Here is a 12,650-nt window from a genome sequence, read left to right as displayed (position 1 = left end):
AAAATACTAAATTGAATAAGAATTAGAATACTATCATAGAATATTTAAGCAATAACTCATCTATTATTCCCATTTTAATTATATTTAAAAACGTAACACCTAAAAGTATTAAAATCCAAAATTTACATGAAAACAGATAATTTATTTGAATATAGCCTTAATGAAAAAGAAAATTTTTGGCATGACCAAGCATCAGAGATAAAATGGTTCAAATTTCCAACCCAAATTACATCGCCAGATCACAACAATTACACGCAGTGGTTTGCAGATGGTGAGCTGAATATGTGCTATCTCTGTATAGACAAACACATTGAAGACGGATACGGAGAGCAATTGGCAGTAGTGTACGATTCTCCCGTTACTGATCAGAAAATAAGTTATACTTTCTCCCAAGCAAAAGAAGAAATATCTCGCCTGGCAGGAGGTCTGCTCTCTTTAGGCCTTGGGAAAGGCGATATTGCTGTGGTCTACATGCCGATGATACCTCAAACGCTATTTACCATGCTTGCATGTGCCAGAATTGGCGTGATACACAATGTAGTTTTCGGTGGATTTGCCCCACAAGAGTTGGTGGTAAGAATAGACGACTGCAAACCAAAAGTTCTTATCACAGCGTCTGCAGGCGTAGAAATTGCCAAACGAATTCCATATCTTCCATTGGTAGAAAAAGCTATTGAATTAGCACAAGACAAGGTGGATAACATCATCGTATTCAATAGAAATCTAGTGGATAATAAGCACGAAATGTTTGAGGGATTAATTGATTATTCAGAATTAGTCGCACAATCTCAACCTACAGAATGTATAGCCGTAGAATCTACTCATCCATTGTATTTACTATATACTTCAGGAACCACAGGAAAACCTAAAGGCGTAGTAAGAGACACTGGCGGATATGCGACCGCTTTGAAATTCTCCATGAAAAACATTTACGATGTAGAACCTGGAGAAACATTTTGGGCAGCTTCAGATTTTGGTTGGGCAGTTGGACATAGTTTTTCTGTATATGGACCATTAATCAATAGAAATGCAACCGTAATATTCGAAGGAAAACCGATCATGACGCCAGATGCAGGAACATTCTGGAGAATCATCTCAGAATATAAAGTTTCTACTATGTTTACTGCACCTACCGCCATTAGAGCTATTAAAAAAGAAGATCCTCATGGAGATTTGGTAAAAAAGTACGACTTATCTTGCCTTAAGAAGCAGCTACTAGCAGGAGAAAGGTGCGACGTTGCCACTCTAGATTGGTTTAATGAACACATTAACGTACCAGCAATCGACCATTGGTGGCAAACAGAATCTGGATGGCCAATGATCGGATTATTACCCGAAAATGGGCAATTCCCCATCAAAAGAGCATCTGCAGGAAAGGCGATTCCGGGATATGATATTAGAATTTTTGATGAAAATGGGTACGAACTGGACGCACATCATGAAGGATACCTCGTAATAAAACTTCCACTTCCACCAGGCGCCTTACTTGGAGTTTGGAATGATTATGAAAGATTCGAAAATAGTTATCTTTCTCAGTTTGAAGGTTATTATTTTTCTGGTGATGGCGCTATAAAAGATGAAGATGGATATATCTTTATCACAGGACGTGTAGATGACGTCATCAATGTAGCAGGACACAGACTTTCTACTTCTGAAATGGAGGAAGTAGTCTCATCTCATCCGGATATTGCAGAGTGCGCCGTGGTAGGAATAGATGATGCTTTGAAGGGACAAATTCCTTTTGCTACAGTGGTCATTAAAAACGGAAGCATAATTTCTGAATCTGAAATCGAAAAGCAAGTTACCCAAAAAGTAAGAGAGAAAATAGGCGCAGTAGCTTGTTTAAAAAACGTAATGGTAGTAGATAGACTTCCCAAAACGAGATCGGGAAAAATTTTAAGAAAATTAATCCGTACAATACTAGATCAAAAAGAATTTTCTATACCTGCTACGATTGATGATGAAAAAATAATTGAAGAAATTCAAGATAAATATAAAAAATATACAGCGTAAGGATGGCATAATCCGATCGTAAAATAAAACCATTGTAACGATGAGAAATTACATCATTGAAGATTTACCTCATTATTTTGAGGAATATAAAAAATCGATAAAAAACCCTAAGAAATTTTGGGATAAAATAGCAGATCAAAACTTCGTTTGGTACCAAAGATGGAGCAAAGTAGTAAAATATGACATGAATGAAGCAAAGATTTCTTGGTTCAAAAATGCTAAGCTTAATATTACCAAAAACTGCCTAGATAGACACCTAGCGGTTAGGGGTGAAAAAACGGCCATCATCTGGGAACCTAATGATCCAAAAGAACCCACAGAACATATTACTTATAATGATCTTTACAAAAGAGTCAACAAAGTAGCCAATGTATTGCGGGATTTAGGAGTAGAAAAAGGAGATCGCGTCTGCATTTATTTACCAATGATTCCAGAATTGGCAGTTACCATGTTGGCGTGTGCAAAATTGGGTGCTGTTCACTCTGTGATATTTGCTGGTTTTTCTGCGTCTGCTGTGGTTTCTAGAGTCAATGATTGTGAAGCCAAACTGATTGTAACATCAGATGGAAGTTATAGAGGTAATAAAGTTTTAGACTTAAAAAGTATCATAGATGAAGCGGTAGAACATTGTCCGACTGTTGAGAAAGTGTTGGTGGTAAAAAGAACTCAGAACACGCTCTCAATGAAAGAGAATAGAGATATATGGATGGAAACTTTGTACGAAAATGCGTCATCAGAATTTGTAAGTGTCATCATGGACGCAGAAGATCCATTATTTATACTTTATACTTCAGGATCTACAGGCAAACCCAAAGGAATGCTTCATACTTCTGCAGGTTACATGGTATATACTGGATATACCTTTAAAAATGTTTTTAATTATCAAGAAAATGATATCTTTTGGTGCACCGCTGATATTGGTTGGATCACAGGACATTCTTACATTTTGTATGGACCTTTGATAAATGGCGCTACGACAGTTATTTTCGAAGGAATACCAACTTATCCACAACCCGATCGTTTTTGGGAAGTGATAGAAAAGCACAAAGTCACCCAATTCTATACCGCTCCTACAGCGATCCGATCTTTAGCCAAAGAAAATTCAGACTGGGTAGATAAACATGATTTGAGTTCACTTCGTGTTATTGGATCCGTAGGAGAACCTATTAATGAAGAGGCATGGCATTGGTTTAACGATCATGTAGGGAAGAAAAAATGCCCTATTGTTGATACTTGGTGGCAAACAGAAACTGGTGGTATTATGATATCTCCCCTTCCTTTTGTTACACCTACTAAGCCCACGTATGCCACGCTACCTCTTCCGGGTATTCAGCCTGTATTGATGGACGATAAGCGAAATGAAATATCGGGTAATCAGGTGACGGGTAATCTCTGTATACGTTTTCCATGGCCGGGTATTGCAAGAACTATTTGGGGAGACCATCAACGATATAAAGAAACGTATTTTTCAGCCTTTCCGGGAAAATATTTCACGGGTGATGGCGCGTTAAGGGATGAAGTGGGATATTACAGAATTACGGGACGTGTAGATGATGTAGTCATCGTTTCTGGGCATAATCTGGGCACAGCACCTATTGAGGATAGTATTAACGAGCATCCTGCCGTGGCAGAATCTGCAATTGTTGCATACCCTCACGATATTAAGGGCAGCGCACTCTACGGATTTGTTATATTAAAAGAATTTGGCGAAGGCAGAGACAAAGAAAATTTAAAAAAAGAAATCAATCAATTAATTTCTGAGCAGATAGGACCCATTGCAAAGCTGGATAAAATACAGTTTGTTTCGGGATTACCAAAAACTCGTTCTGGCAAAATTATGCGTAGAATATTAAGGAAAATTGCAGAAGGTGATTTTAGCAACTTTGGAGATACTTCTACTCTATTGAATCCTGAGATTGTTGACGAAATAAAATTTGCTAAAATTTAAATGGTTTTTTTTAAACTTATATTATAGATATTGCAATATTTAATTTAAATGTTTATTGATTTTATCTAAATAACAATTTTTTTTTAAATAATGATAGTTTATACCCTAATATTAAGTAACTTAGAGTTCAAATAAAAAATAATTATTATGCAAAGAATTTTAACTGGCTTATTCGAACGTAATAGTGATTACAAAAGATTGGAATTCGATCTTGAAAATTCAGGCATAGACAACTCTCAATATATTGTATATCTAGAAAATGGGGAAAACCATACTCATTACATGGCAAGCGTTGAGGTAAATGACGAGCAAAATACGGCGAAATTACAAAATATTTTTGCTCAGAATTCTGTTATAAAGATGTTTATATTTAATGATCTGGACATCCAAAAGGCAACGTACGATAACGTAAAAAAACTTATTTCCGTAAAATGTAAATCTGAAATCCAAAACAGTCCAAATCTTAAGAAAAAAGAAATGCATTTCGGAATTAATTCTGAAGTAAAAGCTTAAAGGTTTTTAAAACTAATAACCGGATCCGCAGCGCCTATGTTCTGCGGATTTTTTGTACCTAAATAATAGATAGATCCTAATATTTTTCGTATTTTCGTTTTCAACTAAGCCTTTTACACAAATGAGTTACGATATTGAGCAAGAAAATAAAGAAATACTAGCGAGATATAAAGATCTTATATCAAACACTTACAGAACGCTAAGCGAGGAGAACAATAAACTTATCCGAAAAGCGTTTGATATAGCTCTGGATGCGCATAAAGACCAAAGGAGAAAAACAGGTGAACCCTATATCTATCATCCTATTGCTGTAGCAAAAATCGTAGCTAAGGAAATCGGTCTGGGTGCCACATCTATCGCCTGTGCGTTATTGCATGATGTAATAGAAGATTCTGATTATACCTATGAAGATTTAAAAAAAATATTTGGAGAGAGAATAGCAGAAATAGTGAATGGATTGACCAAAATATCCATCATGAACCATCAGAATATTTCTGTACAATCTGAAAACTATAGAAAACTTCTTCTCACCCTGTCTCAAGATTTCAGAGTCATATTGATTAAAATAGCAGATCGTCTTCATAACATGAGAACGCTTGATAGTATGGCTCCCGATAAGCAGAAAAAGATTGCTTCGGAGACGGCTTATATCTATGCTCCAATGGCGCACCGTTTAGGTTTATATAATGTAAAATCTGAACTTGAAGATTTATCTTTAAAATATAATAATCCAGAAGTTTTCAATGAGATCACAGAAAAACTAGAATTAGCCAAAGAAAGCAGAGAAAAATACATAGAAGAGTTCGAAAGAGAAGTGTCGGAGAGACTGGAGGATGAAGGACTTAATGTAAAAATAAAAGGAAGAGCAAAAGCCATTTCATCTATCTACAGAAAAATACTGAAACAAGGAGTAACCTTTGAAGAAGTTTTTGATAACTATGCCATAAGAATCATCTATAAATCTGATGCTAAGAATGAAAAGTTTTTGGCTTGGAAAATTTATTCTATTGTGACCGATGTATACCACAGTAATCCATCTCGTATGAGAGATTGGATTACCCAACCAAGATCTACAGGATATGAAAGCTTGCACCTTACGGTGTTGGGGCCAGATAGAAAATGGATAGAGGTTCAAATCCGATCAGACAGAATGGATGATATTGCCGAAAAGGGTGTTGCCGCACATTATAAATATAAGGAAGGCTACAAACAAAGCAATGACGATCGAAATTTTGAAAAATGGGTAACTGAAATCCGTGAAGTCCTAGAGCAACAGCAGAATCTTTCCACTTCGGAATTATTGGATAACATTAAGCTTAATCTGTATTCTAAGGAAGTCTTTGTATTTACCCCAAAAGGTGAAATAAAAATATTACCGACTAATGCCACAGCGCTAGATTTTGCATTCTCTGTACACACCAATCTAGGTATGAAGTGCTTGGGAGCTAAGATTAATGGGAAATTGCTACCCATTTCTTATGTGTTGAAAAACGGAGATCAAGTGGATATTTTGTCCTCTCAAAACCAAAAGCCAAAGGCAGATTGGCTAGATTTTGTTGTCACTTCAAAAGCAAAATCGAAGATTAAAAACTATCTCAATACAGAGAAAAACTCTTATGTAGAGGAAGGGAAAGAGATTTTACAAAGAAAATTGCGACATGCAAAACTTAATTTTAATGATGAAGAAATCAATAAACTTCAAAAATTCTTTAATTTAAAATCGTCTCAAGAAGTATTTTTGAAATTCCAAAATGGAGAATTGGATGCAAGCAGCCTGAGAAAATACTTGGAAAGCAAAAACGTATTTAACAATTTACTTTCCAAATTTAAAAGAACCCCAAACAAAAACACCCATTACGAAGATCCTAAGGAGATGAATCTCGATATGATTGTTTTTGGGAAGGATGAAGAAAAATTGAACTATAGTTATGCTAAATGTTGCACGGTAATTCCGGGAGATAAAATTTTTGGTTTTATCACAATTTCAGAAGGCATCAAGGTTCACAGTGATAATTGCCCAAATGCTATCAATCTGAGAGCTCAATATGACTACCGTGTAATACCAGCCAAGTGGGTAAATGAAGAAAGCTTCAAAAACCGTGTGAAAATCTCTATCGAAGGATTGGACAGAATGGGAATGATAAACGATATCACTGCTGTTATCAGTAACGCGATGGGTATGGACATGAAAAGTATGTCTATAGAATCTAACAATGGTATTTTCACAGGAAACATCAATTTAGAAGTAAAGAACAGAAGTCAGCTAGATGAAACCTTCAAAAAATTAAAAATTATTGATGGCGTATCTAAAGTGGTAAGAATATAATGAAGTAAGAAAAAATAATCAATGAATTTAAGCATCTATTTTAAAAAGTTTTTCAATCATAATCAATCATCAGGAATCTTGCTGATCTTATGTGTGTTTTTAGCACTCTGCATAGCCAATTCTTCCCTAGCCTTGAGTTTTCAGCAGTTATTAGATCGAGAAATTGGCACCTCTCTTTTTCATTTGCAATATCCTATAAGCATTTGGATTAATGACGGACTGATGGCAATCTTTTTCTTACTTGTTGGTTTAGAAATAAAAAGAGAAATTGTAGAAGGCGAATTATCATCCTTCAAGAATGCCTCTCTACCCATATTTGCAGCCATTGGCGGAATGATTGTGCCTGCCCTCATCTATGTAGCGTTCAACTACGGAACTCATTATAGTAGCGGTTGGGGAATCCCAATGGCTACCGATATCGCATTTTCATTAGCTATCATCTCTTTATTAGGGAAAAGAATCCCCAATTCCATCAAGATATTTTTGGCTGCTTTGGCTATTGTAGACGATCTGGGCGCTATCTTAGTTATTGCGATATTTTACACAGAGCAAATTCATTGGACTTATTTATCACTGTCTGCAGGGGTAGGAATTTTGTTGTTTTTGCTAAATTATTTCAAAGTTACCAAAATTGTATTGTACCTGATTCCTGGATTGTTTTTATGGTATTTCTTGCATCATTCTGGTATTCATGCCACCATCGCTGGTGTAGTTTTGGCTTTTTCAATCCCGACCAATGTGTCTACAACAGAGATATCACCATTAGAGAAATTGGAGCATCAATTGCATCTTCCGGTAAGTTTTTTCATCATGCCGATATTTGCCCTAAGCAATACCAATATCACTTTCGAAAACGGGATGGTAGATGGACTATTCAGTAATTTGGGATTTGGGATTATTTTCGGATTAATCATTGGAAAACTAGTTGGTATTAATCTTTTCTCGATGATTGCTATTAAACTAAAAATCAGTACGCTTCCAAAAGGGAGTTCTTGGCTTCAAATGATTGGAGTTGGATTGCTTGCAGGGATTGGTTTTACCATGTCGATTTTCATAGCTCTGCTATCTTTTAAATCTGAAATTGAAATTCAAAATGAAGCTAAATTTGCAATATTGATTGCATCATTCTTTGCTGCATTTTTGGGGTATACCATTCTAAATTTGAGTTCAAAAAAGAAAAAGGTAGAATTGACGGAGTTGTAATTCAAAATTGTTTTAAACAAAAGTTTAAGCTGAAGATAATTGTCTATTAATGATTATGAAGTATGTTGGTTAACGTTATAAGCATTTATAAACTGCAAAAGCAGCGTATGATTTCGCTAGATTTAAGTTGAATCAAAAGTTACAAATAAGTATTTTACCTCTTATGTGCTTTTGGAATGTTTATTTTAAAAGGTTCTTTTACCACTTTTGTGGTTAAAATATATGTGTTTTTCAAAACTTCCAAATTATTAAAATATTTAGCGAAGTTTTAACGAAAGCAGAGAATATACATTCTATGTTCTTTTGGAATGGTTAATTTAAATGTTTGATTTTGCAACTTTTGTGGTTAAAATAAAACATTTTGTAGTGGTCTATTTATGTTTATCCTCAAAAAATCGGGTATGATGAGGATCTGAAAGTAAACTTGGCTCACTTACTTGAGAATGAAAATCTTGTGCTTCTTTTTCTAACTCATCTGCCAAAAGTTTTTCTATTCTCAGATTTCTAATGGCAATATTGAGTTCGTTCCCAAAAAGAAGTAAATACACATTAACGTTTACCCAAACCATAAGTAATATCATACTTCCTATAGAACCATATAGTACGTTATATCTTGCAATATCTTTTACATAAATAGCAAATAAATATGTGGTGATAATAAATAATACGGTCGTCAAAATTGCACCCGGAATAGCTTGTCTGAATCTAATAATCTTCACTGTTCCTAGCCAATAAAATAAAGTAAGCAAAAGGAAATAAAATAAGGGAAAAGAAACAAATCCAATGATTCTGGAAAGGTTATCCACAAGCCATGAAATATTATAGGATGGCGTAAAAAGCTTTAAAACAACCTCAGAATAGTAGACTCCAAACAAAGCGAGAAATACTATTGTTACAAAGCCTATAGTGATAAAAAAGGAAAGTATAAATTCTTTTACATCAGACAATTTTTCTTTTGAATTCTCATTGAATCCACTGATTATAGAAAAAGTTCCATTAGTAGCAAAAACCAAGGCTACTAAAATGGTAAGATTGCTAATGCCTTTCATATTGGGAATGATGTTGGTCTGTATATAGTTCCTTACATCGCCTTCAATATTAGAAGGGAAAATATTATGCATTAGCACTTCAAAAATATAAAATTGAAGCTTGTCGTAATGAGGCATATATGGAATAACAGAGAGCAAAAAGAGCAGAAAAGGAAAAAGACTTAAGGTAAAATTCCAAGATATACCTGCTGCTTTTCTCCCTATTTGGCCTTGAAATACACCTGAAATGTAGATCTGAAACAGTTGCCATAGAGAAATACCCAACACTGGAAGGTGTATTTTATCGAAAAATTGCTGAATTTTCAAGATAAACTTAGGAATTTTTATTGCCATAAAGTATATTTGTGCTCAGCAAATATAAGAAATGCGAATTAGTTTACTTTGTATTGGGAAAACAGATGATAAAGAAATTACATCTTTAATCAATTATTACCGTACTCGACTTCCCAAACATTGGAATTTTGAAATTATAGAAATTCCAGATATCAAAAATGCCAAAAGCCTTACGCCAGATTTAATCAAGAAGGATGAGTCCAAACTTTTCATGAATTTCATTGATAAAAATGATTGGGTAACCCTTTTGGATGAAAAAGGGAAACAGTTTACCAGTAGAGAATTTTCTCAGAAAATGGATACATGGATGAATACTTCTGTGAAGAAAATACATATCCTTATTGGGGGCGCGTATGGTTTTTCTGACGAAATATACAGCAGAGCCAATGAGAAAATGTCTTTATCCAAGATGACTTTCACTCACCAGATGATTCGTCTTTTTATCGTTGAGCAATTGTACCGTGCAGACCAAATTTTGCAAGGTAAACCCTATCATAACGATTAAGCAATTGCTATTTCAATTTAAGCTGTCTTTTTGCCTCTCCTACTACGAATGCTACAGAATTGGCGATATTGAAACTTCTAATAAGGTTGGACATTGGGATGGTAAGATGATTTTCAAATTGATCTAAAACCTCTTGGCTTAATCCTTTGCTTTCTTTACCGAAAACCAACCAATCTCCATCTTGAAAATCTATTTCTAGATAAGATTTTTCTGCGTGAGAACTCATTAAAAATACACGTGATAAATCGGGAACTTTAGATTTCCAAGCTTCCACATTTGCGTATTCGGTTACCTCTAAGTGAACCCAATAATCCAAGCCAGAACGCTTTAGGTTTTTATCATCTATCAGAAAACCTAAGGGATGAATAAGGTGCAATCTACTTTCTGTACCCACGCATAATCGGCCTATATTACCTGTATTATTAGGGATTTCTGGTTCTACAAGAACAATATTTAACATATAAAAAACTGACTATAAATTGAAGCTAAGATCTAGCTTTTGAAACCGACTTCCGAAGCTTGTTTTCGGATTACTTTTTGGGCTAATAATGAGAATACAAATCCCAATAGAGTTCCTACTGTTGCACCTACCAAAATATCAATAGGAAAATGAACACCCAAATAGATTCTACTGTAAGAAACAACCGAAGCCCAAAAAAACAAAAAGTAAGGAAACCATTTTAGCTTATCTTTTAATAATAAGCAAAGATAACTTGCCAAGAAAAATGTATTAGAGGCATGAGCAGAATAAAAACCGAACTGTCCGCCACATTTTACAATCCTCATATGATCTTGTAAAGAAGGGTCGTGACAAGGGCGCAATCTAGCAACTCCATACTTAAAAATCCCAGAAACCTGGTCTGATATCGTTACACCAATTGCAATAAACAAAAGTATATAAAGTAAAGTTCTAAGCTTGTAATTTTTGTATAATAAATAAAGAAAAATAATATAGAGAGGAATCCAAATCCAAGTTCCAGAAATCATGATCCAAAACTGATCAAACGGAGTATCTCCAAGATTATTGAGAAATAGAAATACTCTTTTGTCTTCTAATACAACTTCCTCCATAATTATCTGCTTACGGGTCCTTCATGAGAATCATCATCAGCAGGCTTTACTTTCGGAGTTTCCTCGATAGAAGGCTCTTTTATAATGTCTTTTTCAATGATTTTAGTCGGATCAAAATCTTTAGCAGCGTCTTTTACTTTCTCTATCTCGCGCTTTATTTCGGACAAAGGATTATCCGTTTCCTTTAATATTTCACCTTTAATATCTTCTACAGCACCACGCATTTTTCTTACTCCAGCGCCTAAATCTCGAGCAATTTGCGGCAACTTATCTGGTCCGAATAAAACGACTATGGCAATGGCAATAAGGGCCATTTCTCCGATACTTAATTCCATGGTGCTAAATTACAAAAGATTATACAGATTACGTCTTAGTCTTATAATTTTAAATAAATTTTAAGATTTTTTCTTGTTAAATGCCGAATAAGTTATCACAACACTGATCGTCATCAAGATAAATGCTAGAAAGAAAGGAGCCCCGGAAAATTTAAAAGGCGCCTCATCGTGCGTGAAATAATAGAATAAATTATTCATCAGAGGCGGACCAATAATAGACGTTGCACTCATCAAACTGGTAAGCGCACCTTGCAATTCTCCTTGTTCTGTAGAGGCCACACTTTTGGTAATAACAGATTGTAAAGCAGGACCACAAATACCACCCAAACAATATGGAATAAGAAAGGCAAACATCATCCATTCGGAGCTTGCAAATGAGAACAATAACAATCCAACTGCATATAATATTAGTCCAAAATAAATGCTTTTTTGCTCACCCAATTTAGGAATTGTCCAACGGATTAAAACTCCTTGCACCAATCCTACTAATAATCCCATGACTCCCAAAGAAATACCCACCAATCTTTCTGTCCAACCAAACTCGTACATGGTAAAATAGCTCCAATTACTTTGTACGGCGTGACTTGCTATATAAATTAGTATTAAAGCAACGATAAGCACAGATATTTCGGGATGTTTTCCTAAGAATTTAAATGATCCAATTGGGTTGGCTCTTTTCCAACTAAACTCTCTTCTTTTGTCTTTGTCTAAACTTTCGGGCAAAATAAAATAACCGTAAAGGAAATTAATGAAACAAAGCACCGCGGCAGCATAAAAAGGCACTCTAGATCCATAATGTCCTAAAATACCACCTAAAACAGGACCTAGGATAAATCCTACCCCAAAAGCAGCGCCTATAAGTCCGAAATTCTTTGCACGATCTTCATCATTAGAAACATCAGCAATATATGCACTAGCGGTAGTGATGCTTGCTCCAGTAAGTCCAGCAATCACTCTCCCAACAAAAAGCCATACTATGGTTGGAGAAAGCGCAAGCAAAATATAATCGATTGCAAAACCAAATAAAGAAAACAAAATAATAGGTCTTCTTCCAAATTTATCGCTGAGGTTTCCCACAATAGGTGAACAGATAAATTGCGTAAAAGCATAGGCAAAACCTAGCCAACCACCATATTTGGCCGCCTCGCTGATATCTGCATGAATCAGCTCTTTGATGAGCTGTGGTACCACGGGTATGATGATCCCCCAGCCCGTAATATCTAGCAACAATGTGATAAATATAAAGCTTAATGCACCTTTCTTTTTTGAACCTTCCATACTTGGCAAAATTAGATAATTGGCATAAATATTTAAGTATGATTTAAGAACACCCCAGCAATTTAGATACATTTAA

11 protein-coding genes are annotated in these 12,650 nt (G+C 35.1%); 6 read left to right on the top strand and 5 right to left on the bottom strand.

The features are described 5' to 3' along the window. Positions 1 to 126 precede the first annotated feature (126 nt). From ACKI42_RS10840 to nhaA, 5 genes are all read left to right on the top strand, one after another. Positions 127 to 2,013 (top strand): AMP-binding protein, encoded by a 1,887-nt coding sequence (locus ACKI42_RS10840; RefSeq protein ID WP_407405306.1) that lies wholly within the window; start codon positions 127 to 129, stop codon positions 2,011 to 2,013. Positions 2,014 to 2,053: 40 nt separating this feature from the next. Continuing rightward, complete coding sequence (acs, locus tag ACKI42_RS10835; protein ID WP_407405304.1) at positions 2,054 to 3,961, top strand: acetate--CoA ligase; 1,908 nt, start codon at positions 2,054 to 2,056, stop codon at positions 3,959 to 3,961. Positions 3,962 to 4,108: 147 nt separating this feature from the next. Then, positions 4,109 to 4,474 carry a hypothetical protein gene (locus ACKI42_RS10830; RefSeq protein WP_407405302.1) on the top strand — a complete coding sequence of 122 codons (366 nt, stop codon included), beginning with the start codon at positions 4,109 to 4,111 and terminating at the stop codon, positions 4,472 to 4,474. A 121-nt stretch (positions 4,475 to 4,595) separates the two neighbouring features. Beyond that, positions 4,596 to 6,800 carry a RelA/SpoT family protein gene (locus tag ACKI42_RS10825; RefSeq protein ID WP_407405300.1) on the top strand — a complete coding sequence of 735 codons (2,205 nt, stop codon included), beginning with the start codon at positions 4,596 to 4,598 and terminating at the stop codon, positions 6,798 to 6,800. Between the two features lie 21 nt (positions 6,801 to 6,821). Beyond that, positions 6,822 to 8,003, top strand: a complete 1,182-nt coding sequence (gene nhaA, locus ACKI42_RS10820; RefSeq protein WP_407405298.1) for a Na+/H+ antiporter NhaA — start codon at positions 6,822 to 6,824, stop codon at positions 8,001 to 8,003. 371 nt (positions 8,004 to 8,374) lie between these two features. On the opposite strand, the gene ACKI42_RS10815 is transcribed toward nhaA, so the two are convergent. After that, positions 8,375 to 9,385, bottom strand: coding sequence for a YihY/virulence factor BrkB family protein (locus ACKI42_RS10815; RefSeq protein ID WP_407405296.1), 1,011 nt, complete (start codon positions 9,383 to 9,385; stop codon positions 8,375 to 8,377). Between the two features lie 31 nt (positions 9,386 to 9,416). Between ACKI42_RS10815 and ACKI42_RS10810 the strand changes: the two genes are divergently transcribed. Continuing rightward, positions 9,417 to 9,890, top strand: a complete 474-nt coding sequence (locus ACKI42_RS10810; protein WP_407405294.1) for a 23S rRNA (pseudouridine(1915)-N(3))-methyltransferase RlmH — start codon at positions 9,417 to 9,419, stop codon at positions 9,888 to 9,890. Positions 9,891 to 9,897: 7 nt separating this feature from the next. On the opposite strand, the gene ACKI42_RS10805 is transcribed toward ACKI42_RS10810, so the two are convergent. Genes ACKI42_RS10805 through ACKI42_RS10790 form a run of 4 tightly spaced genes read right to left on the bottom strand, consistent with a single transcriptional unit; the run spans position 9,898 to position 12,574 of the window. Then, positions 9,898 to 10,350 carry a tRNA (cytidine(34)-2'-O)-methyltransferase gene (locus ACKI42_RS10805; RefSeq protein ID WP_407405292.1) on the bottom strand — a complete coding sequence of 151 codons (453 nt, stop codon included), beginning with the start codon at positions 10,348 to 10,350 and terminating at the stop codon, positions 9,898 to 9,900. 32 nt (positions 10,351 to 10,382) lie between these two features. Next, entirely contained in the window at positions 10,383 to 10,961 is a 579-nt protein-coding gene (locus ACKI42_RS10800) for a phosphatase PAP2 family protein (RefSeq protein WP_407405290.1), read from the bottom strand. A gap of 2 nt (positions 10,962 to 10,963) precedes the next feature. Then, positions 10,964 to 11,296 (bottom strand): twin-arginine translocase TatA/TatE family subunit, encoded by a 333-nt coding sequence (locus ACKI42_RS10795; RefSeq protein ID WP_407405288.1) that lies wholly within the window; start codon positions 11,294 to 11,296, stop codon positions 10,964 to 10,966. A 60-nt stretch (positions 11,297 to 11,356) separates the two neighbouring features. Next, positions 11,357 to 12,574 carry a TCR/Tet family MFS transporter gene (locus ACKI42_RS10790; protein WP_407405286.1) on the bottom strand — a complete coding sequence of 406 codons (1,218 nt, stop codon included), beginning with the start codon at positions 12,572 to 12,574 and terminating at the stop codon, positions 11,357 to 11,359. Positions 12,575 to 12,650: the final 76 nt, after the last annotated feature.

This window comes from Chryseobacterium sp. (assembly GCF_045629545.1).
Classification (GTDB): domain Bacteria; phylum Bacteroidota; class Bacteroidia; order Flavobacteriales; family Weeksellaceae; genus Chryseobacterium.
Note: the sequence above shows the minus strand (reverse complement) of the source record. Positions and strands in the feature narration are given on the sequence as shown.

Coding starts and splice junctions, on each gene's coding strand:
- ACKI42_RS10840 (WP_407405306.1), top strand. CDS start 127: ATGAAAACAGATAATTTATTTGAATATAGCCTTAATGAAAAAGAAAAT.
- acs (WP_407405304.1), top strand. CDS start 2,054: ATGAGAAATTACATCATTGAAGATTTACCTCATTATTTTGAGGAATAT.
- ACKI42_RS10830 (WP_407405302.1), top strand. CDS start 4,109: ATGCAAAGAATTTTAACTGGCTTATTCGAACGTAATAGTGATTACAAA.
- ACKI42_RS10825 (WP_407405300.1), top strand. CDS start 4,596: ATGAGTTACGATATTGAGCAAGAAAATAAAGAAATACTAGCGAGATAT.
- nhaA (WP_407405298.1), top strand. CDS start 6,822: ATGAATTTAAGCATCTATTTTAAAAAGTTTTTCAATCATAATCAATCA.
- ACKI42_RS10815 (WP_407405296.1), bottom strand. CDS start 9,385: ATGGCAATAAAAATTCCTAAGTTTATCTTGAAAATTCAGCAATTTTTC.
- ACKI42_RS10810 (WP_407405294.1), top strand. CDS start 9,417: ATGCGAATTAGTTTACTTTGTATTGGGAAAACAGATGATAAAGAAATT.
- ACKI42_RS10805 (WP_407405292.1), bottom strand. CDS start 10,350: ATGTTAAATATTGTTCTTGTAGAACCAGAAATCCCTAATAATACAGGT.
- ACKI42_RS10800 (WP_407405290.1), bottom strand. CDS start 10,961: ATGGAGGAAGTTGTATTAGAAGACAAAAGAGTATTTCTATTTCTCAAT.
- ACKI42_RS10795 (WP_407405288.1), bottom strand. CDS start 11,296: ATGGAATTAAGTATCGGAGAAATGGCCCTTATTGCCATTGCCATAGTC.
- ACKI42_RS10790 (WP_407405286.1), bottom strand. CDS start 12,574: ATGGAAGGTTCAAAAAAGAAAGGTGCATTAAGCTTTATATTTATCACA.